Genomic DNA, 21235 nt, shown 5'->3' with positions numbered 1-21235 from the left:
TGGGGGCGGGGGGAAGGATTTCAACCACGGGTGTTTCGATGGCGTGTGCCGTATTCCTGTAGGAGCGGGCTTGCCCGCGATAGCAGTTGTCCGGACAGACGCTATCGCGGGCAAGCCCGCTCCTACAGGGGGACTCAGGGTTGCTCGTGGCAAATATGCCCATCGACCAAGGTATAACGCACCGCGCTCGGCAGGCAGTGGCCGATGAACGGGCAATTGTCACCTTTGGAGTACCACTGCTCACCCGCTACGGTCGAGGCCTGTGGATCGAACAGCACCAGGTCGGCGGCGCCACCCACCTTCAGTTCGCCGGCCGGCAGGCGCATGGCGGCGGCAGGGCCGCTGGTCAGGCGTGCGAGCAGGGTTGGCAGGTCGAGCAGGCCGTCCTCGACCAGGGTCATGGCCAGAGGCAGTAGCAGTTCGACGCTGCTGATGCCTGGCTCGGTGGCACCGAACGGTGCCAGCTTGGCGTCGCGTTCATGCGGCTGGTGATGGCTGGAAATCGCCTGGATCACGCCGGACTTCACGGCTTCGCGCAGGCCGTCGCGGTCAGCCTGGGTACGCAGCGGCGGTTGCACATGGTACAGGCTGGAGAAGTCGCGCAGAGCCTCGTCGGTAAGGATCAGTTGGTACAGGGCAACGTCTGCGGTAACCGGCAGGCCGAGCTGCTGGGCCTGGGCGATCAGACGCGCGCCGCGTGCACTGGTCAGCTGGCTGAAGTGCGCGCGCACGCCGGTCTGTTCCACCAGCAACAGGTTGCGCGCCAGGGCCACGGTCTCGGCGCTCTCGGGGATACCCGGCAGGCCGAGGAAACTGGCCATGGCGCCTTCATGGGCCAGGCCGCCTTGGGCCAGGTCGCGGTCCTGGGAGTGGAACACCACGGTCAGGTCGAAGGTGGCGGCGTATTCCAGGGCGCGCACCAGCGTCCGGTTGTTGCCGAAGCCCTTGAGGCCATTGCCGAAGGCTACGCAACCGGTGTCGCGCAGGGCGACCAGCTCGGCCAGTTGCTCGCCCTCCAGGCCCTTGGTCAGGGCGCCGATCGGGTAGACCTTGCTGTGGCCGGCCTCGCGGGCACGGTCGAGGATCAGCTCGGCGACCGCCGAGGTGTCCAGTATCGGCCGCGTCAGTGGTGGGCAGCACAGGCTGGTGACACCGCCGGCCACGGCGGCACGGGTTTCGCTGGCGATGTTGCCCTTGCGGCTGTAGCCGGGCTCGCGCAGGGCGACTTCCAGGTCGACCAGGCCCGGTGCGGCGACCAGGCCCTCGGCCTGGAGGGTGCGGCTGGCGCTGAAGCCAGCTGGCGCGGCACCGATGGCGACGATCTGGCCGCCATCCAGGTGCAGGTCGGTGACCTGGTCCAGGCCGCTGTTGGGGTCGATGACCCGGGCGCCAAGAATGCTGATGCTCACAGGGCGTTCTCCTGGTCGAGTTGACGTTGCGCGGTCTGCCCGCTCATGGCCATGGACAGCACTGCCATGCGTACGGCGATGCCGTAGGTAACCTGGTTGAGGATCACCGATTGGGCACCGTCGGCCACTGCCGACTCGATCTCCACGCCGCGGTTGATCGGCCCCGGGTGCATGACGATGGCATCGGGCTTGGCGGCGGCCAGGCGCGCGGTGGTCAGGCCGAACAGGCGATAGAACTCGCCCTCGCTCGGCAGCAGGCCGCCGGCCATGCGCTCACGCTGCAGGCGCAGCATGATCACCACATCGACGTCCTTCAGGCCCTGGGCCAGGTCGGTATAGACCTTGACCCCGTATTGCTCGACCCCGACCGGCAGCAGGGTCTTTGGCCCGATCACGCGGATGTCCGGGCAACCGAGGGCCTTGAGCGCCAGCATATTCGAGCGGGCGACGCGCGAATGCAGGATATCGCCGACGATCGCCACCGACAGGTTCTCGAAGCTGCCCTTGTGGCGACGGATGGTCAGCATGTCGAGCATGCCTTGCGTCGGGTGTGCATGGCGGCCGTCGCCGCCGTTGATGATGGCCACCTCTGGGCAGACATGCTCGGCGATGAAGTGCGCGGCACCGGAATCGGCGTGGCGTACCACGAACATGTCGGCTGCCATGGCTTCAAGGTTGCGCAGGGTGTCGAACAGGGTTTCGCCCTTGCTGGTCGAGGAGGTCGACACGTTCAGGGTGATCACGTCGGCCGAAAGGCGCTGGGCGGCCAGTTCGAAGGTGGTACGGGTGCGGGTCGAGTTCTCGAAGAACACGTTGCAGACGGTCTTGCCGCGCAGCAACGGGACTTTTTTCACGGCCCGGGCGCCGACTTCCAGGAAGGAGTCGGCGGTGTCGAGGATCTCGGTCAGCAGTTCGCGGGGCAAACCGTCGAGCGAGAGGAAGTGGCGCAGCTGGCCCTGATCGTTGAGCTGCAGCGGGCGCTTGGCGTCGATTGGCGTCATCGCGGGGGACTCTTAAAGGGCGGAAGCGGAGGCGAGGTCCTGGCGCTCGAGGGCGAGCGGTGCGGGTCCGGTCAATTTTACCCGTTCATTGGGCGCCAGCGACAGGGTGGCGCCGAGCACGTTCGGACGGATCGGCAACTCGCCGGCGTCCAGGTCGAGCAGGCAGACCAGGGTCACGCTGGCTGGGCGGCCATAATCGAACAACTCGTTCAGCGCGGCGCGGATGGTGCGACCGCTCATCAGCACGTCATCGACCAGCACCAGGTGCTGGCCTTCGATCTCGAACGGCAGCTGCGAGGGGCGTACCTGCGGGTGCAGGCCGTTCTGGCTGAAGTCGTCGCGGTAGAAGGACACATCCAGGGTGCCGAGCGGGCTGTCGTTTCCCAGTTCTTCGAGCAGGGCCTGGGCGACCCAGATGCCACCGGTGCGGATGCCGATGAAACGGGGCTCGGCGATGTTGCGGCGGCTCAGGTGGGCGCGAAGATCGACGGCCATCTGCCGGATCAGTTCGGCGGGATTGGGTAGGCTCATGCTTGCTCCTCAGGGTGCCGGGCTGGCCCGGCTTGAAACCGATGATCGGGGGTTACTGCCCGGTGTTGGCCTCCAGCCAGCCTTGCAGGAGCAGGGCGGCGGCGATGGCGTCGACCGGGTTGTCGCGGTAGCTGCCGCGCTGGCCGCCTCGGGCCAGGCGCTCGCCCTTGGCCTCGAAGGTAGTCAGGCGTTCGTCATGGGTGTGCACCGGCAGGTTGAAGCGGCCGTTCAAGCGACGGGCGAACTTCTCGGCGCGGGCGCTCATTTCGCTGGGGGTGCCGTCCATGTTCAGCGGCAGGCCAACCACGATGGCGTCGGGTTGCCACTCCTTGATCAGCTTCTCCACCTGGGCCCAGTCCGGCACGCCGTTCTGGGCCTTGAGGGTGCAAAGCTCACGGGCCTGGCCGGTGATCACCTGGCCGACGGCGACGCCGATCTGCTTGCTGCCGTAGTCGAAGCCCAGTAGCAGGCGCAGCTCGGCCATCAGGCGTGTCCCGCCTGGTTGGTCAGCAGGCTGAGGTTGATGCCCAGGCTGGCCGCCGCGGCATCCAGACGCATCTCGCTGGCCAGGCCAAAAATGATCTCGGGGTCGAACGGGCAGTTCAGCCAGGCGTTGTCAGCCAATTCGGCCTCTAGCTGGCCGGCTTCCCAGCCGGCGTAGCCAAGGGTGATCAGGCTCTTCTTCGGCCCGATGCCGTCGGCAATGGCGAACAGCACGTCCTGGGACGTGGACAGCGACAGGCCATCGAGCTCGACTGTGGCTTGATAGCTGCACTCGTTGGTGTGCAGGACGAAGCCACGGTCGGTCTGTACCGGGCCGCCATTGTAGATCGGTACCTGCAGGCAACTGGCGGGCGGCTCGGTGTCCGGGCGCAGCTGCTCGAGAATATCAGCCAGGTTCAGCTCTTGCGGCCGGTTCACCACCAGGCCCATGGCGCCATTGGCATTGTGTTCGACGATGTAGGTGAGGGTCTGGGCAAAGTTCGGGTCTGCCATGTGCGGCATGGCGATCAGGAACTGATGCTTGAGGTAGCTCGGGCTGAGGGTTTTCATGGGTGGTAGTGTGGCGCCAGGTGGCCTCAGCTTCAAGTTGCAAGCTGCAAGAAAAAGCCGCTTTGGGCACAGATCTGCGGTTTCTTGTGGCTTGGCGCTTATGGCTTACGGCTCAATTGCTGGACAGGCGGTCGCCACGGGCAAAACGCCAGGTGCGGATGATCTCCAGCCGGTCGAATTCCGCCAGGTCGCCGGTGAACGGCGCGAATGGCGCCGCCAGGCGCACGATGCGCTGGGCTGCCTGGTCCAGCAGAGGCTGCCCGGAGGATTCCAGCACCAGTACTTCATACAGGGAGCCGTCGCGGTTGATCGATACCATCATCCGCAGGCTGCCGTAGATCTGCTGGCGGCGCGCTTCGTCGGGGTAGTTGAGGTTGCCCACCCGCTCGACCTTCTTGCGCCACTCTTCCTTGTACCAGGCGCCCTTGTCGCGCATGGTCGACGCGGCGTTGAGACGGTGGATGCGCGGACGCTTGGCATACAACTGCTGCTCCTGCGACAACTCGGCCTCAAGGCTGGCGATCTGGCTGGACAGCTGCGAGCTGTCGAAGTCCGGCACGGCTGCCTGGGCCTTGGGTTGTGGCTTGCTTTCCTTAGGTTTGGTCTCGACCTTCTGCGGCTTCGGTGCCTGGGTGGTCACCGTCGATTTGGTGGGGGCGGGCGGTGGGGTGACCACCGGCTTGGCGGCCGGTGGTGGGGTGACTTTGTTGATCTTGCTGTCCTGGAAGGGCGCGACCTCGGTGGTGGTGGGCACCGCCTTTTTGTCCAGGGTGCCGCTGCCTTGCTGGTTGTCCTGGGCCTGGTAGTCGGCCTTCTCGGGCGCTTTCTCGCTCTTGAAGGTGGACAGGGTGATTTCCATGCTCCGGCGAATTTCGGCGGGCTTGGTGACGGAAAAGCCCACGCCGAGGATCAGCGCAAGGTGCACCAGGGCAGCCAGGAACAGGGTAAAGCCAAGCCGGTCCACCGGGCGCACGCGGGGTGGGACAAGGTCGGCGGGGATGTCAGCAGGCAGCGTCATCAGTTATCCAGCAATGGGGCGGCTTCAAGCTTCAAAGCGCATGCCGCAATAAAAAGCAGCCCATGCGCCAATGCCAATCAGTTAAGGCCAATGGGGCCGCTGTGCGACCCAATCGTGGGCTCACTTACAGGCCCTGCGTCTTAACTGACTGGCATTGGCCCATGCGCGGGCTGCTCGTTCTTGCAGCGTGAAGCTTGCAACTTGAGGCTGCGTATCATACCCCACTGTGTCTATTTGCTCCGCGTCGGTTGTCAGCGCGCCTTGAGCTTGCGATCAATGGCATCCATCAACTGGGCGCCGATACGCGTGTTGTAGGCGTTGTCGATTTCACGGATGCAGGTCGGGCTGGTGACGTTGATCTCGGTCAGGTAGTCGCCAATCACGTCCAGGCCAACGAACAGCAGGCCCTTCTCGCGCAGGGTCGGGCCGACCTGGGCGGCGATCCAGCGGTCGCGTTCGCTCAGTTCGCGGGCCTCGCCACGGCCGCCGGCGGCCAGGTTGCCACGGGTCTCGCCGCTGGCCGGGATACGCGCCAGGCAGTAGGGTACAGGCTCGCCGTCGATCATCAGGATGCGCTTGTCGCCGTCCTTGATCGCTGGCAGGAAGGCCTGCGCCATGATTTGCTGGGCGCCGTGCTGGGTCAGGGTTTCGAGGATTACCGACAGGTTGGGGTCGCCCGGACGGTGGCGGAACACCGAGGTGCCGCCCATGCCGTCCAGCGGCTTGAGGATCACGTCACCGTGGGTGGCGGCGAACTCGCGCAGGATGTCGGCGCGGCGGCTGACCAGGGTTGGCGCCATGCACTGCGGGAAGCGGGTGGCGAAGAGCTTTTCGTTGCAGTCGCGCAGGCTCTGTGGACGGTTGACCACCAGCACGCCTTCGGCCTCGGCCTGCTCCAGCAGGTAGGTGCTGTAGACGAACTCCATGTCGAAGGGCGGATCCTTGCGCATCAGCACCACGTCCAGCTCGCTCAGGGCGCTGTCCTGCTCCTCGCCCAGTTCGAACCAGCGCGCCGGGTCGGCGAACACCTTCAGTGGACGCATCTGCGCGCGCGCTTGCCCGGCGCCGAGGTAGAGGTCGCGCTGTTCCATGTAGAACAGCGACCAGCCACGCTCCTGGGCGGCCAGCAGCATGGCCAGCGAGCTGTCCTTCTTGTAGGAGATGCCCGCAATGGGGTCCATGACAATCCCGAGGCGAACGCTCATGGGGTAATTCCTCTCGGCGGCGCGGTGCCGCGGTGGTTCAGATGAAAAGTGGCGTCAGGTTGGCGCCCGCGGCGCGGATGGTCAAGGGGCAGTGGGCCAATTCCCTGGAGTGTGCTAAAAAGGCCCCAATCAGCCGCAAGCTACAAGCGTCAAGCTGTAGGAAAAGGCACGCCGTGCTCCGACCGGTTTTTTTCTTGCCGCTTGCTGCTTCTGGCTTGCCGCTCATGGCGAGCAGCGATGGTAGGGCAAATATGGAACAGCCACTGAAGGTGATGGTGATCGACGACTCCCGCACGATCCGCCGCACCGCCCAGATGTTGCTCAGCGAAGCGGGCTGCGAGGTGATCACGGCCAGCGATGGCTTCGATGCCCTGGCCAAGATCGTCGACCACAAGCCCCGGATCATTTTCGTCGATGTCCTGATGCCGCGTCTGGACGGTTACCAGACCTGCGCCCTGATCAAGCACAACAGCGCCTTCAAGGACACCCCGGTGATCCTGCTGTCGTCGCGCGACGGCCTGTTCGACAAGGCACGCGGGCGTGTGGTCGGCTCCGATCAGTTCCTGACCAAGCCGTTCAGCAAGGACGAGTTGCTCGACGCAATCAAGGCCCATGTGCCTGGGTTCGCCGCGCAAGAACAACACGCACCCTGATGCCGTCCGCCATGGCGGCGTCTTTTTTCCTGAATGGGGAAACAGCATGGCCCGAGTTCTGATTGTCGACGACTCGCCGACAGAGATGTACAAACTGACCGAAATGCTCGAGAAGCACGGGCACCAGGTGCTCAAGGCCAACAACGGCGCCGATGGCGTGGCCCTGGCCCGCCAGGAGAAGCCCGACGCGGTCCTGATGGATATCGTCATGCCCGGCATGAACGGCTTCCAGGCCACCCGCCAGTTGAGCAAGGACGCCGAGACCAGCGCCATTCCGGTGATCATCGTCACCACCAAGGATCAGGAGACCGACAAGGTCTGGGGCCAGCGCCAGGGCGCGCGCAGCTACCTGACCAAACCGGTGGAAGAGCAGACCCTGATCCAAGTGCTCAACGGCGTGCTGCAAGCTTGACCACAAGGCCTCAGGGCGCGTCGCTGACCGCCTTCGAGCTGCTGCTGGACATTGACCGGCGCTGCCGCCTGCTGGTGGCCGACCAGCCGCCGCAGGACACGCGCCTGCAACACTGGAGTGGCATCGGCTTTCGTATCGCCGAGCAATGGTTCGTCGCCCCGATGGGCGAAGTCGCCGAAGTGCTCCACGAGCCGCGTGTCAGCCGTGTCCCTGGGGTGCGGCCCTGGGTCTGCGGGATGGCCAACCTGCGTGGCCGGTTGCTGCCGGTCATGGACCTGGGCGGCTTCCTCGGGCTCGGCCCCTCGGCACCTGGCAAGCAGCGGCGGGTGCTGGTGCTCGATCATGAAACATTGTTCGCCGGCCTGCTGGTCGACGAGGTGCTCGGTCTGCAACACTTCCCATTGCACAGCCTGGACCTGTCGCCGCCGCAACCCTTGAGCCGCGCCGTCGCGCCCTTCGTTCAGGGGCATTTTTCGCGTGAGCGCACCTGGGCGATCTTCAGCCCGTTCGCCCTGGCCCAGGCGCCAGGTTTTCTCGATGTGGCGTTGTAGAGGATTCTTCGATCGTGACCAAGGCCGCCACCCCACCCGTGACCCAGCGTTCGCGAAGCAGCGCGCAGATTGCCGTGCTGTTCATCGTGCTGATCCTGTCGATCATCCTGTTGTTCGCCAATTTCGCCTATCTCAACACCCAGTCCAACTACGACAAGCAGTACATCGGCCATGCCGGCGAGTTGCGCGTGCTGTCCCAGCGCATCGCCAAGAACGCTACTGAGGCAGCAACCGGCAAGGCCCTGGCGTTCAAGCTGCTGAGCGATGCACGCAACGATTTCGAGCGGCGCTGGAGCTACCTTAAGCACGGTGACAAGGCCACCGGCCTGCCCGCGGCACCGATGGCGGTGCGCGACGAGATGGCGGCGGTCCAGCGTGACTGGGAGAACCTGCGCAAGAACACCGACGCCATCCTGGCCAGTGAGCAGACCGTGCTGTCCTTGCATCAGGTTGCCGCGACCCTGGCCGAGACCGTGCCGCAACTGCAGATCGAGTATGAAAAGGTCGTCGAGACCCTCCTGCAGAGCGGAGCGCCGGCCGACCAGGTGGTCGTGGCCCAGCGTCAGTTGCTGCTGGCCGAGCGGATACTGGGCTCGGTCAATACGGTGCTGTCCGGCGAAGACACCGCCGTGCAGGCGGCTGATGCCTTTGGCCGCGATGCCGGGCGTTTCGGTCAGGTGCTCGAAGGCATGCTCGGCGGCAATCCCGCGATCCAGGTGAGCAAGGTCGAAGACCCGGATGCCCGGGCGCGGCTGGCCGAGATTGCCGAGTTGTTCCAGTTCGTCGCAGGCTCCGTGGACGAGATCCTCGAGACCTCGCCCGAATTGTTCCGCGTGCGCGAGGCGGCCGGCAATATCTTCAGTCTGTCCCAGACCCTGCTCGACGAAGCCTCGCACCTGGCCAACGGGTTCGAGAACCTCGCCGGCGGGCGCACCCTGGATACCGTGGGCGGCTATGTGCTGGGCCTGCTGGCGCTGGCCTCGATCATCCTGATCGGCCTGGTCATGGTCCGCACCACCCACCGTCAGTTACGTGAGACCGCCGAGAAGAATGAGCGCAACCAGCAGGCCATCATGCGCCTGCTGGATGAGATCGAAGAGCTGGCCGACGGAGACCTGACCGTCACCGTTTCGGTCACCGAGGACTTCACCGGGGCCATCGCCGATTCCATCAACTATTCCGTCGACCAGTTGCGCGACCTGGTGGCCACCATCAACCACAGCGCCGAACAAGTGGCCAGCGCCGTGCAGGACACCCAGAACACTGCGCGGCAGTTGGCCAAGGCCTCCGAGCACCAGGCCGAGCAGATCAGCGAGGCCTCGCTGGCGGTTGGCGACATGGTCGAGTCCATCGACCGGGTGTCGTCGCATGCCTACGAGTCGGCCAAGGTAGCCGAGCGCTCCGTGGCCATCGCCAACAAGGGCAACGAGGTGGTGCACAACACCATCAACGGCATGGACAACATTCGCGAGCAGATCCAGGACACTGCCAAGCGGATCAAGCGCCTGGGTGAGTCTTCCCAGGAAATCGGTGACATTGTCAGCCTGATCGATGACATTGCCGACCAAACCAATATTCTCGCCCTCAATGCGGCGATCCAGGCGTCCCTGGCCGGTGAGGCCGGGCGTGGCTTCGCGGTGGTCGCCGACGAGGTGCAACGCCTGGCCGAGCGTTCGTCCTCGGCAACCCGGCAGATCGAGGCTCTGGTGCGGACTATCCAGGCCGACACCAACGAAGCGGTGATCTCCATGGAGCAGACCACCGCCGAGGTGGTGCGTGGTGCCCGCCTGGCGCAGGACGCCGGGGTCGCCCTGGCCGAGATCGAGGGCGTGTCGCAGACGCTGGCCGACCTGATCCACAGCATCTCCGACGCCGCTCAACTGCAGACCTCTTCGGCTGGGCAGATCTCCCATACCATGTCGGTGATCCAGCAGATCACCGCGCAGACCTCGGCCGGTTCCAGTGCCACCGCTGACAGCATCCGCCGCCTGGCGCGGATGGCCAGCGAGATGCGCCGTTCGGTATCCGGCTTCACCCTGCCGACCCCGGCAGAGCCTCGCTGAGGACTCGACCATGGCCACTGGAACCGTAATGCCCGAGCGCCACGACACGGTCGGCTTGGCCTGGACCAAGGCGGCCATCCTCGATTGCCTGGCGCAGGCGCGCCAGGCTCTGGAGCGTTTTGCCAGCGAACCCTCGGACCCGTCGGTGCTGGCGTTCTTCGTCGACACCTTGCACCAGGTGCACGGGTGCCTGCGCATGCTCGAATTGCCGGGCGCGTCGCGTCTGGCCGAGGAGCTGGAGCAACTGGGCCGCGCCATGGCCGACGGTCGGGTCAGCCCCCGTGGTGACTGCTTGGGCGCGCTGTTCCGCGGTCTGGAGCAATTGCCGCCTTACCTGGAGCGCCTGCGCGGTTCCCGGCATGACTTGCCCTTGGTGGTGGTCCCGTTGCTCAACCAATTGCGCGCCTGCCGTGGTGTCGAGCCCCTGGCCCAGGGCAGCCTGCTGGGTGCGACGCCGCCCGGCCAAGTGCTGGCCGGTGCTGAGGATTTGGCCAACCTCGACCTGTCCTTGGGTAATTGGCGCGAGCACATGCAGGCCGGGCAGGGGCGCGATGCCCTGCGTTCGGTGGTGGTAGCGCTGTGCAATGACCTGGTGCGCATAAAGGAACGCCTCGACCTGTACGTGCGTGGCGATCGCCAGCAGCACGACCAACTGGAACCTTTGCTGGCACCATTGCGGCAGGTAGCCGACACCTTGGCGGTGCTGGGCTTCCAGCAGCCGCGTCGGGTCATCATCGACCAGGTGTTGGTGCTGCAGGCCCTTGCCCAAGGCGAGCGAGCCCCGGACGATGCCGTGCTGATGGATGTGGCAGGCGCCCTGCTGTACGTGGAGGCGACCCTGAACGGGATGATCGGGCCGCAGGAGGAAAGCGGACAGTTGCCACTGCCGGGCACGGACCTGGCCGAGATCCACCAACTGGTGCTGAACGAATCCCTCGCCGTGCTGCAGCAAGCCAAGGACCTGATCGGCGATTGCCTGGAGTCGGGCTGGTCACGCCAGCGTTTGCAGGCCTTGCCGGGCCTGTTGCAGCAGATCCGCGGCGCCATGGCGATGCTGATGTTGCCGGTTGCGTCCGGGATCTTCGCTGGCTGTGTCAGTTACGTGCAGGCCCGCTTGCTGGGCTCCGACGAGGAGCCGGCAGCGGTTGACCTCGCGCACCTGGCCGATGCCTTCGGCGCGGGCGAGTGCTACCTGCAATGGTTGATCGCCGATCCGTTGGCCGACGCCCAGCCCTTCCTCGCGATGGCCCGGCAGAGCTTACTGGCGTTGGGTGTGCAGTGCAGTCTGCCGGACGGCCCCGGCACGCCACTGGATAGTGACGCGAGCGAGGCTGTCGACGCTGAATTACGTGAGGTGTTCCTAGAGGAAGCCAGCGAGCTTCTGCCTGAAATAGAGCGTCACTGGGCGCGTTGGCGTGCCGATAGTAGTCAGCGTGAGGCGCTGGTGGAGGTGCGTCGGGCTCTGCATACCCTCAAGGGTAGCGGGCGGATGATGCATGCGTTGGCCGTGGCCGACTTGGCCTGGGGCGCGGAGCACTTGCTCAATCGGGTGCTGGAAGGGCGCATCGAACTCAATCCCGAAGCACAGGTCGCTTTGCAGCAGGCGTTCGCTCGATTGCCCGAGCTGCTTGTCGATTTCGCGGGAGGCCAGGCGCCGGCAGCCGGCGAAGCTGAGCTTCAGGCCCAGGCCGGGCACCTGCATGCCTTGGCGATGAGCGATGCGCCTGGCGCAGGCGAGGAAGGGGACGGGCTGGACCCGCAGTTGCTGGAGATCTTCCGCAACGAGGCGCAGGGCCACCTGGCCTGTCTCGATACGTTCCTGCAGGAGGCCGCTGTGCAGGCGGCGAAACCGATCAGCGATGACCTACAGCGCGCCCTGCATACCCTCAAGGGCAGCGCTGCCATGGCCGGGGTCAGGCCGGTCGCCGAGCTGGCCACGGCCCTCGACCGTCTGGCACGTGAATACAAGGCGCATCAGCTCACCCTGCTGGTCGAGGACACCGAGTTGCTGGAGGCTGCCCGCTCCTTGTTGCACCTGGGACTGGCGCAACTGAGTAGCACGCCATTGGCGCCGGTTCCCGGTGCCGTCGAGCTGATCGAGCGGCTGGGGCAGGCCGTCGATGCCCGCTTGCTGGACCTGCACGACAACCAGGGTCAGCCACGGCGGGCCAAGCGTGATCCGCAATTGATCGCCCGCTTCCTGGCCCAGGGCATGGATATCCTGCTCGATGCCGAATCGTTGCTATCGCGTTGGCAGGAGCATCCGGGAGAGCGTCACGAGCTCGATGCCTTGCTCGATGAGCTGACCATCCTGGGCCAGAGCGCGCACCTGGCCGACCTCTGGCAGGTGGATGAGGTGTGCGAGGCTTTGCTCGATTTGTACGGTGCGGTCGAGGAAGGCAGCCTGGCCGCCAGCGCGGACTTTTTCGCCCAGGCACAAGAGGCTCATGAAGCGCTGATCGACATGCTCGACGAGATCGCCGCCGGGCAGGAAGTGACGGCGCGTCCGCAATGCCTGCAAGCCTTGCGTGCCCTGCTGGCCGAAGGGCTGGCGCCTACGGCCGTGGGGCTGGTCAGCCGCGAGAAAGGGGTTATCGACCTAGGGCATGCCGCCCTTTCCAGTGTGCCCGAGCCGGTCGAGGACAATGGCGAAAGCGGCGGCGACAAGGAGCTGTTGGAGATCTTCCTCGAAGAGAGCTCCGACCTCGTCGAAAGCGCGGGCGAGGCCCTCTCGCGCTGGCAGGCCGAACCACGCAACACAGTCGAAGTGGAGAACCTGCTGCGCGACCTGCATACCCTCAAGGGTGGGGCACGCATGGTGGAGATCGCCGCCATTGGCGACCTGGCCCATGAGCTGGAATTCCTCTATGAACTGCTGGCCGCTGGCCAACTGCCGCCCAGCCCGGCGCTGTTCAGCCTGCTGCAGAACTGCCACGACCGCCTCGCGCACATGCTCGATGCCGTGCGCCTTGGCCAGCCGCTGCATGCTGCCACGGCGCTGATCGATTACATCCGCAACTTCAGCAGCGCAGCCCTGGCCGATACCGCGGCTGGTCAGTCCCATCCGGAGACCGCGCCCGCCGAGGCACCGGCAGCGGCACCCGAGCGTGCGCCGGGCGATATGGTCAAGGTCGCCGCCGAACTGCTCGATGACCTCGGTAACCTGGCCGGCGAGCATTCGATCATACGGGGCCGTATCGAACAGCAGGTCAACGATGCCCAAGTCGCCTTGAGCGAGATGGAAACCACCCTGGAACGCATGCGCGATCAGTTGCGCCGCCTGGATACCGAGACCCAGGGGCGGATTTCGAGCCGCCAGCAGGCCGAAGGGGATGCCTACGATGATTTTGACCCGCTGGAGATGGACCGCCATTCGCAATTGCAACAGCTGTCGCGTGCCTTGTTCGAGTCGGCTTCGGATTTGCTCGACCTCAAGGAAACCCTGAGCCAGCGCGCCCAGGAGGCGCACAGCCTGCTGCAGCAGCAGGCCAGGGTGAACAGCCAGTTGCAGGAAGGCCTGACCGGTACCCGCATGGTGCCGTTCGAGCGCCTGGTGCCACGTTTGCAGCGGGTGGTGCGGCAGGTTGCCAGCGAGCTGGACAAGCAGGTCGAGCTGGTGGTCGGCAATGCCGAGGACGAGCTGGACCGCAGTGTCCTGGAGCGCATGGTCGCGCCGCTCGAACACATGTTGCGCAACGCTGTCGATCATGGCCTGGAGACGCGTGAGGCACGTCTGGCGGCGGGCAAGCCGGAGCAGGGGACCATTAGCTTGAACCTGCTGCGCGAAGGCGCCGACATCGTCATCGAAATGAGCGACAACGGCGCTGGCGTGCCACTGGAAGCGGTACGGCTTAAAGCGATCAAGCGCGGCTTGCTGGACCCCCAAGCGCGGTTGAGCAACCACGAGATCATGCAGTTCATCCTGCGCCCGGGGTTCTCCACGGCAGAAAAGATCACCCAGATTTCCGGGCGCGGCCTGGGCATGGACGTGGTCCATGAAGAGGTCAAGCAACTGGGTGGTTCGATGAGGATCGAGTCCAGCCCAGGCAAAGGCGCACGTTTCCTGATCCGGCTGCCGTTCACGGTGTCGGTCAACCGCGCTCTGATGGTGAACCTGGGCGAGGAGCAGTACGCGATTCCGCTCAACACCATCGAGGGTGTCGTCCGTGTGCCGCCGGGCGAACTGGAAGCCTGCTACCAACAGGACCCGCCGCGTTACACCTATGCCGGTCATCATTATGAGCTGCGCTATCTCGGCGAGCTGGTGCAGGGCATGGCGCAACCGCGGCTGCTGGGGCAGAGCGTACCGCTGCCGGTACTGCTGGTGCATTCCCACGAGCGGTCGTTCGCTCTTCAGGTAGACAGCCTTTCGCCGAGCCGCGAGATCGTGGTCAAGAGCCTCGGTCCGCAGTTCGCGGCGGTGCCAGGTTTGTCCGGGGCCACTTTGCTTGGCGACGGGCGGGTGGTGCTGATTCTCGACCTGCTGGGGCAATTGCGTGGCCAGCAGCGGCGTCTGGCGCGGTTGCCTGGCCCTGGCGCACAGCGACAGACCCTGGGTCAGACGCCACAGCGGCCGCTACTGGTGATGGTGGTGGACGACTCGGTCACTGTGCGCAAGGTCACCGGGCGCTTGCTCGAACGCCACGGCATGAACGTGCTCACGGCCAAGGACGGGGTCGATGCCATGGCCCTGCTCGACGAGCACCGTCCGGACGTGTTGCTGCTGGACATCGAGATGCCCCGCATGGACGGCTTCGAGGTGGCCACCCGGGTGCGTCGTGATGAGCGTCTGAAGGACCTGCCGATCATCATGATCACCTCACGCAGCGGCCAGAAGCACCGCGACCGGGCCATGGCCATCGGTGTCAACGAGTACCTGGGTAAACCGTATCAGGAGTCGGTCTTGTTGCAGAGCATTGCCCATTGGAGCCAGCCCCATGTTTGAACACATCGCCGGCCAGCGCAGCAGCCTGACGTGCCTGCTGCTACCGTTGGGTGATCGGACCCTGGTGTTGCCCAACGTCGCGGTGGCCGAGTTGATCGGCCACCGCGATTTCAGCTGCCAGGTAGGACAGACGGATTGGCATCTGGGCTGGATAGAGTGGCGCCAGCAGCGTTTGCCGCTGCTCGGCTTCGAGGCCGCTTGCGGCGGGCAGACACCTTGTGGCGAGCGGGCGCGGATCGTCGTGCTCAATGCCCTGGGCGATACCGGGCTGCGCTACCTGGCCCTGCTGGTACAGGGCATACCACGCTCGTGCAAGCTCGACAGCCAGTTGAACTATGTAGACGTGCCCCTGGCTCCGTTGGAGCTGGCGGCGGTGCAGGTTGGCGACCAAGTGGCCCGGGTACCGGACCTGGTCGGCTTGGAGCGTTTGGTCCGCGAAGCTGCGCTTCTTTAAGTTGCAAGAAAAAGCAGGCAGCGTTGTGGTCAAGGTCATGCCAAGTCATGAAAACAGCATTGATCAGCTTGCGGCTTGCTTGGAGCGGCTGGCGTGGAACCTGAAGCATCCGCGGAGGTCGGTGGAGTATGTATTACGGTGAACGCTTCAACGCCTGGACGCATCTGGTCGGTGCCGTGTTGGCCTGTATTGGCGGTATCTGGCTGATTGTCGTGGCTGGGTTGCAGGGCGACCCTTGGAAAATCGTCAGTTTCTCCATCTACGGCGCTACGCTGCTGATGCTCTACAGCATCTCGACTCTTTATCACAGCACGCGCGGGCGGGCGAAGGTGATCATGCGCAAGCTCGACCACCTGTCGATCTATCTGCTGATTGCCGGCAGCTACACGCCGTTCTGCTTGGTCAGCTTGCGCGGCCCCTGGGGCTGGAGCCTGTTCGGCGTGGTCTGGGGCCTGGCGCTGGTCGGCATGCTCCAGGAGATCAAGCCGCGTTCAGAAGCGCGGGTGCTGTCGATCATTATCTACGCGGTCATGGGCTGGATCGTGCTGGTGGCCGTCAAACCCCTGCTGCACACCCTCGGCGGCGCTGGCTTCGCCTGGCTGGCGGCGGGGGGCGTGTTCTACACCGTTGGCATCATCTTCTTCGCCTTCGACAGCCGTTTCCGCCACTGGCACGGTATCTGGCACCTGTTCGTGATCGCCGGCAGCTTGCTGCACTTCATCGCGGTGTTCTTCTACGTGCGCTAGTGTCCTGTCTCGGAAATAAGCTGTTCACTTGTGGCGGCGTCCTGGACGCCCGGCCGGCGTTGCCACTCCTCGCCATAGCCCTGCTATGACTCGTCGCGGCGCCCTGGCCGAACACCCAAGTCACTCGCCCAAAGAGAACGTATTTCTGAGACAGGACACTAGAAATCGCCCCACAGTTGCTGGGCCACGGCCAGGGCTACCACGGGCGCGGTCTCGGTACGCAGCACGCGCGGGCCGAGGCGGGCGGCGTGGAAGCCGGCGCCTTTGGCGTGGTCCACCTCGGCATCGCTCAGGCCGCCTTCAGGGCCGATGAGGAAGGCCAGGGTGTTCGGCTGGGCGTGGCTGACCAAGGGCGCGGCCACCGGATGCAGGACCAGCTTGAGCGCCGCATCCGTCCCCTTGAGCCAGTCCGCGAGGCTCACGGGTGGGTGGATCACCGGCAAGCGTGAGCGGCCACACTGTTCGCAGGCGCTGATCGCCACTTGGCGCCAATGGGCCAGGCGCTTGTCGGCGCGCTCGTCCTTCAGGCGTACTTCACAGCGTTCGCTGACGATCGGGGTGATCTCGTTGGCGCCCAACTCGGTGGCCTTCTGGATTGCCCAGTCCATGCGCTCACCACGGGACAGGCCCTGGCCAAGATGGATGTGCAGCGGCGATTCGGCCTGGCCGGGGAGGGCCTGGTCGAGGCTGACACGCACGGTTTTCTTGCCGACCTCGAGCAGTTGGCCGCGGAACTCCTGGCCGCTGCCGTCGAATAGTTGCACGGCGTCACCAGGTGCCATGCGTAGGACCCGGCCGATGTAATGGGCCTGGGCCTCGGGCAGTTCATGCTCGCCGAGGCTCAGGGGGGCGTCGATGAAGAAGCGGGACAGTCTCATGGGATGGCTCTGGAAAAAGGGGGGCGTGTCACAGATGTCTGGGGCGGCCCGTCACTGTGGGCTTGTCCGCGATTGCGATACCGGTTTTGCTGAGGCAATCGCGGGCAAGTGAGGGCGCCGAACCGCCGCTCCTACAGTGACGGTGGGGTATTTAGCCCGGATCTCGGAAGTCAGGATGGAAATCACCCGGTACCGCCACGCTGACGCTGCTACGGGTGGCGATGTCGATGCCTTCGCTGGCCACTTCGGCCAGGAAGTCGATCTGCTCGGGCGTGATCACGTAAGGCGGCAGGAAGTACACCACGCTGCCGAGCGGGCGCAGCAACGCGCCGCGGGTCAGGGCGTGCTCGAAGACCTTGAGGCCCCGGCGCTCCTGCCAGGGGTAGGCGGTCTTGCTGGCTTTGTCCTGGACCATCTCGATGGCCAGGGCCATGCCAGTCTGGCGTACTTCGGCCACATGGGGATGGTCGGCCAAGTGCGCGGTGGCGGTGGCCATGCGCTGGGCCAGGGCTTTGTTGGCTTCGATCACATTGTCCTGCTCGAAGATATCCAGGGTCGCCAGGGCCGCGGCGCAGGCCAATGGGTTGCCGGTATAGCTGTGCGAGTGGAGGAAGGCGCGCAGGGTCGAATAGTCGTCGTAGAAGGCCTGGTACACCTCATCGGTAGTCAGGCAAGCGGCCAGCGGCAGGTAGCCGCCGGTCAGGGCCTTGGACAGGCACAGGAAGTCCGGGCGGATGCCGGCCTGCTCACAGGCGAACAGGGTTCCGGTACGGCCGAACCCGACGGCGATCTCGTCGTGGATCAAGTGCACGCCATAGCGGTCGCACGCTTCGCGCAGCAGCTTCAGGTACACCGGGTGGTACATGCGCATGCCGCCGGCACCCTGGATCAGCGGTTCGACGATCACCGCAGCGATCGTCGCGTGATGCTCGGCCAGTGTCTGCTCCATGGCCGCGAACATGTTGCGCGAGTGTTCTTCCCAGCCCATGCCTTCGGGGCGCAGGTAGCAGTCAGGGCTGGGCACCTTGATGGTGTCCAGCAGCAGAGCCTTGTAGGTCTCGGTGAACAGCGGCACGTCGCCCACCGACATGGCGGCGATGGTCTCGCCGTGGTAGCTGTTGCTCAGGGTGACGAAGCGCTTCTTCTCTGGCTGGCCCACGTTCTGCCAGTAGTGGAAGCTCATCTTCAGCGCCACTTCGATGCAGGACGAGCCGTTGTCGGCGTAGAAGCAGCGGTCCAGGCCGGCAGGCGTCATCCCCACCAGGCGCTCGGACAGTTCGATCACCGGCTGGTGGCTGAAACCGGCCAGGATCACATGTTCGAGCTGGTCGACCTGATCCTTGATGCGCTGGTTGATGCGAGGATTGGCGTGGCCAAAAACGTTGACCCACCAGGAGCTGACGGCATCCAGGTAGCGCTTGCCTTCGAAGTCTTCCAACCATACGCCTTCGCCACGCTTGATCGGAATCAGCGGCAACTGCTCGTGGTCTTTCATCTGGGTGCAGGGGTGCCACAGGACCTTGAGGTCGCGTTGCATCCACTGATCGTTGAGGCCCATGGGCAGTTCTCCTGACGGCGCGGCTTGGTTTGACGGCGTAAGCCTAAGCAATGCCGGAGGGGAGGACAACCTACTGTCTGGCTCGGCGCGCAGGGTCATGGGCAAAAACCACAATTGCAGTGCAGAACTTGATGTCAGTTCGCTGGCAGGGTGCGCATGCCTGACGTATTCTTCACACAACACCTCTCGGGATGTTCTTTCCCTCTTTTTTGTTACTGATCCGGAGTTCGCCGAAATGGCTGCTGGTTGGCTGCGCCTGTGTGCGTTGGTATTGATAGGACTGTCCAGCGGCACCGCGCTGGCCAAGGACAAGACCCCTTCGGCAATCGTCGTCGGCGGCGGGTTGGCAGGGCTGACAGCTGCCTACGAATTACAGAACAAAGGCTGGCAGGTGACCCTGCTGGAGGCCAAGTCAGGCATGGGCGGGCGTTCGGGCCTGGCCACCAGCGAGTGGGTCGGCAACAGCAGGACCCAGCCGGTGCTCAACCAGTACCTGGACCGCTTCAAGCTCGAGACCCTGCCAGCGCCGGAGTTCGTCCGTACCCCGGGATACCTGATCGATGGCGAATACCTCAGCGCTGCCGACCTGGACAGCAAGCAACCGACCACCGCCGAAGCCCTCAAGCGTTATGAAAAGACGCTCGACGACCTTGCCCGTTCGATCGACGACCCACTGACGCCTGCCGCCAACAGCACGCTGTTCGCCCTCGACCAGATCAACGTCTCCACCTGGCTCGACAAACTGCAGTTGCCCACTACTGCACGGCAGTTGGTCAACCAGCAGATCCGCACTCGCTACGATGAGCCATCGCGGCTGTCGTTGCTGTACTTCGCCCAGCAGACCCGCGTCTACCGTGGCATCAGTGACAGGGACTTGCGTGCCGCCCGTCTGCCTGGCGGTAGCCCGGTGCTGGCCCAGGCCTTCGTCAAACAGCTCAAGACCATCAAGACCAGCTCGCCGGTCACCGCCATCGTGCAGGACAAGGGCGGCGTCACCGTCAAGGTTGGCAGCGTCGGCTACCAGGCCGATTACCTGGTCATGGCCGTGCCTCTGCGAGCCTTGGCGAAGATCCAGATGACCCCGGGCCTGGACAGCCTGCACCTGGCGGCGCTCAAGGGCACCAACTACGGCTGGCGCGACCAACTGATGCTCAAGTTCAAGCATCCGGTCTGGGAAAGCCGCGCGCGTATGTCGGGCGAGATCTACAGCAACGCCGGCCTGGGCATGCTGTGGATCGAACCGGCGCTCAAGGGCGGCGCCAATGTGGTGGTCAACCTGTCCGGTGACAACGCCCGCCTGCTGCAGGCCTTTGGTGACAAGCAGGTGGTCGATCAGGTGCTGATTCGCCTGCATGCCTTCTACCCGCAGGCCCGTGGCGCCTTTACCGGTTATGAAGTGCGCCGCTACAGCACCGACGCAGGCACAGGTGGTGCCTACCTGGCCTATGGCCCAGGCCAGATCAGCAAGTACTGGCGCCTGTGGGAGCGCCCAGTGCAGCGCATCGCTTTTGCGGGCGAGCACACCGACGCTCTCTATCCAGGCACCTTGGAGGGCGCGTTGCGCAGCGGCCAGCGCGCCGCCAGCCAAGTCCAGGACCTGGCCGCCGGCAAGTCGTTCGAGCCAGCCAAGGCCGCTCCATTGGCCGCTGCAACTGTCGCGGGCACGGGTGCCAAGGACAAGGGCGGTTTCTTCTCCAACCTGTTCGGTGGCTCATCCAGCAAGGGCGAGAAGGCGCCAGCCAAGGTCGAGCCGGTGAAGCCCGAGCGGGCTAAGGAAAGCAAGCCAGGCTTCTTCTCGCGGTTGTTCGGTGGTGGCGATAAAGCCGGGAGCAAACCGGACCCGGCGGCTACCACCCAGGCTAAGGCGCAGTAAGCAACGGCTTCAGCCTCGAATGCCAGTCAGTTAAACCGCGCTTGTGAACGGGGCTGCTATGCAGCCCATCGCGACACAAGGCCGCTCCCACAGAGGGCTTGTGTCGCGATGGGCGCGCAGCGGCCCCAAACCATACGACAGATGTCTTAAGTGAACAGCATTAGGACCAGGCCTTCCTTTTCCCTGTCGTTAATGTTTCCTTAATAGCCAAGTTACAGACTAAAAATCGCATTTATCGATATTTCATAGCAGTTTTTTCCGCTTTTATTCGATAAATAAGGCGTTAGTCTTGAGCACAGTTCTCACGGGGAAACACTGCAAAATGCAATTGCGCAACTCACCCTCTCGCTATGGTGTGGTCAGTATCGTCCTGCACTGGGGCGTCGCCCTGGCGGTTCTCGGCCTGTTCGCTCTTGGCCTGTGGATGGTCGGCCTCGACTACTACAGCCCTTGGCGTAAAGACGCTCCGGACCTGCACAAGAGTATCGGTCTGGTGTTGCTCGCGGTCATGCTGCTGCGTGTGGTCTGGCGTTTCATCAGTCCACCACCACCGACGCCAGCCAACCATGGCGCACTGACCCGCCTGGGCGCCAAACTTGGCCATGCCGTGCTGTACGTCGGCCTGTTTGCCGTGATGATCGCCGGGTACCTGATCTCCACTGCCGATGGCGTTGGCATCCCTGTATTCGGCCTGTTCGAAGTCCCGGCACTGATCAGTGGCCTGCCCGACCAGGCAGACCTGGCCGGTGTCATCCACCTCTACCTGGCTTGGGGGCTGGTGATCTTCGCCGGCCTGCATGCCTTGGCAGCCTTGAAGCACCATTTCATCGACCGTGACGCGACCCTGATCCGCATGCTGGGCCGCAAAGCTTGACTCTCAACCTC

Annotated in this window: 17 protein-coding genes and 1 pseudogene; 9 read left to right on the top strand and 9 right to left on the bottom strand. The window is 64.6% G+C overall.

The annotated features are described in order from the left end of the window. Positions 1–134 precede the first annotated feature (134 nt). The 7 genes from ACYU03_RS23955 to gshB form a co-directional block, all read right to left on the bottom strand. Entirely contained in the window at positions 135–1409 is a 1275-nt protein-coding gene (locus ACYU03_RS23955) for a dihydroorotase (RefSeq protein WP_461887086.1), read from the bottom strand. Further along, positions 1406–2410, bottom strand: coding sequence for an aspartate carbamoyltransferase catalytic subunit (locus tag ACYU03_RS23950; protein WP_461887085.1), 1005 nt, complete (start codon positions 2408–2410; stop codon positions 1406–1408). Before ACYU03_RS23950 ends, ACYU03_RS23955 begins: the two co-directional genes overlap by 4 nt. Before the next feature lie 12 nt (positions 2411–2422). Further along, the gene (pyrR, locus tag ACYU03_RS23945; protein WP_461887084.1) at positions 2423–2941 is read right to left on the bottom strand and encodes a bifunctional pyr operon transcriptional regulator/uracil phosphoribosyltransferase PyrR; all 519 of its coding nucleotides are present in this window, start codon (positions 2939–2941) and stop codon (positions 2423–2425) included. Between the two features lie 52 nt (positions 2942–2993). Beyond that, positions 2994–3425: a Holliday junction resolvase RuvX gene (gene ruvX, locus ACYU03_RS23940; protein ID WP_461887083.1), complete on the bottom strand. Its 432-nt coding sequence runs from the start codon at positions 3423–3425 to the stop codon at positions 2994–2996. Continuing rightward, a complete protein-coding gene (locus tag ACYU03_RS23935; RefSeq protein ID WP_461887082.1) occupies positions 3425–3994 on the bottom strand; it encodes a YqgE/AlgH family protein in 570 nt (189 codons plus the stop codon). Before ACYU03_RS23935 ends, ruvX begins: the two co-directional genes overlap by 1 nt. A 112-nt stretch (positions 3995–4106) precedes the next feature. Beyond that, positions 4107–5012: a TonB family protein gene (locus ACYU03_RS23930; RefSeq protein WP_461887081.1), complete on the bottom strand. Its 906-nt coding sequence runs from the start codon at positions 5010–5012 to the stop codon at positions 4107–4109. A gap of 251 nt (positions 5013–5263) precedes the next feature. Next, a complete protein-coding gene (gene gshB, locus ACYU03_RS23925; RefSeq protein ID WP_461887080.1) occupies positions 5264–6217 on the bottom strand; it encodes a glutathione synthase in 954 nt (317 codons plus the stop codon). A gap of 251 nt (positions 6218–6468) precedes the next feature. Here gshB and ACYU03_RS23920 point away from each other — a divergent pair, with 251 nt between their 5' ends. The 7 genes from ACYU03_RS23920 (at position 6469) to trhA (ending at position 16041) form a co-directional block, all read left to right on the top strand. Beyond that, positions 6469–6870, top strand: coding sequence for a response regulator (locus tag ACYU03_RS23920; RefSeq protein ID WP_461887079.1), 402 nt, complete (start codon positions 6469–6471; stop codon positions 6868–6870). 46 nt (positions 6871–6916) lie between these two features. Next, positions 6917–7282, top strand: coding sequence for a twitching motility response regulator PilH (gene pilH, locus ACYU03_RS23915; RefSeq protein ID WP_461887078.1), 366 nt, complete (start codon positions 6917–6919; stop codon positions 7280–7282). After that, a complete protein-coding gene (locus ACYU03_RS23910; RefSeq protein ID WP_461887077.1) occupies positions 7279–7833 on the top strand; it encodes a chemotaxis protein CheW in 555 nt (184 codons plus the stop codon). The genes pilH and ACYU03_RS23910 overlap by 4 nt, the downstream gene beginning before the upstream one ends. A gap of 14 nt (positions 7834–7847) precedes the next feature. Beyond that, a complete protein-coding gene (locus ACYU03_RS23905; protein ID WP_461887076.1) occupies positions 7848–9896 on the top strand; it encodes a methyl-accepting chemotaxis protein in 2049 nt (682 codons plus the stop codon). A 10-nt stretch (positions 9897–9906) separates the two neighbouring features. Continuing rightward, the gene (locus tag ACYU03_RS23900; protein WP_461887075.1) at positions 9907–14841 is read left to right on the top strand and encodes a hybrid sensor histidine kinase/response regulator; all 4935 of its coding nucleotides are present in this window, start codon (positions 9907–9909) and stop codon (positions 14839–14841) included. Continuing rightward, a complete protein-coding gene (locus ACYU03_RS23895) occupies positions 14834–15295 on the top strand; it encodes a chemotaxis protein CheW (RefSeq protein WP_461887074.1) in 462 nt (153 codons plus the stop codon). The genes ACYU03_RS23900 and ACYU03_RS23895 overlap by 8 nt, the downstream gene beginning before the upstream one ends. A gap of 128 nt (positions 15296–15423) precedes the next feature. Then, positions 15424–16041, top strand: coding sequence for a PAQR family membrane homeostasis protein TrhA (trhA, locus tag ACYU03_RS23890; RefSeq protein ID WP_461887073.1), 618 nt, complete (start codon positions 15424–15426; stop codon positions 16039–16041). Positions 16042–16199: 158 nt separating this feature from the next. Here trhA and ACYU03_RS23885 read toward each other — a convergent pair whose 3' ends face one another. Both ACYU03_RS23885 and ACYU03_RS23880 read right to left on the bottom strand, forming a co-directional pair. Continuing rightward, the gene (locus ACYU03_RS23885; protein ID WP_461887072.1) at positions 16200–16919 is read right to left on the bottom strand and encodes a 16S rRNA (uracil(1498)-N(3))-methyltransferase; all 720 of its coding nucleotides are present in this window, start codon (positions 16917–16919) and stop codon (positions 16200–16202) included. A gap of 151 nt (positions 16920–17070) precedes the next feature. Beyond that, on the bottom strand, positions 17071–18477 hold the full coding sequence (locus ACYU03_RS23880) for an adenosylmethionine--8-amino-7-oxononanoate transaminase (RefSeq protein ID WP_461887071.1): 1407 nt from the start codon (positions 18475–18477) through the stop codon (positions 17071–17073). Positions 18478–18712: 235 nt separating this feature from the next. On the opposite strand from ACYU03_RS23880, the pseudogene ACYU03_RS23875 reads away from it, so the two are divergent. Together ACYU03_RS23875 and ACYU03_RS23870 are read left to right on the top strand one after the other, a co-directional pair. Then, positions 18713–20344, top strand: a pseudogene (locus tag ACYU03_RS23875) (flavin monoamine oxidase family protein); the annotation flags it as partial. A 328-nt stretch (positions 20345–20672) separates the two neighbouring features. Then, entirely contained in the window at positions 20673–21224 is a 552-nt protein-coding gene (locus ACYU03_RS23870; protein WP_461887070.1) for a cytochrome b, read from the top strand. Positions 21225–21235 lie beyond the last annotated feature (11 nt).

This window comes from Pseudomonas sp. X10, from assembly GCF_054889225.1.
This window is presented reverse-complemented; position numbering and strand designations above follow the sequence as displayed.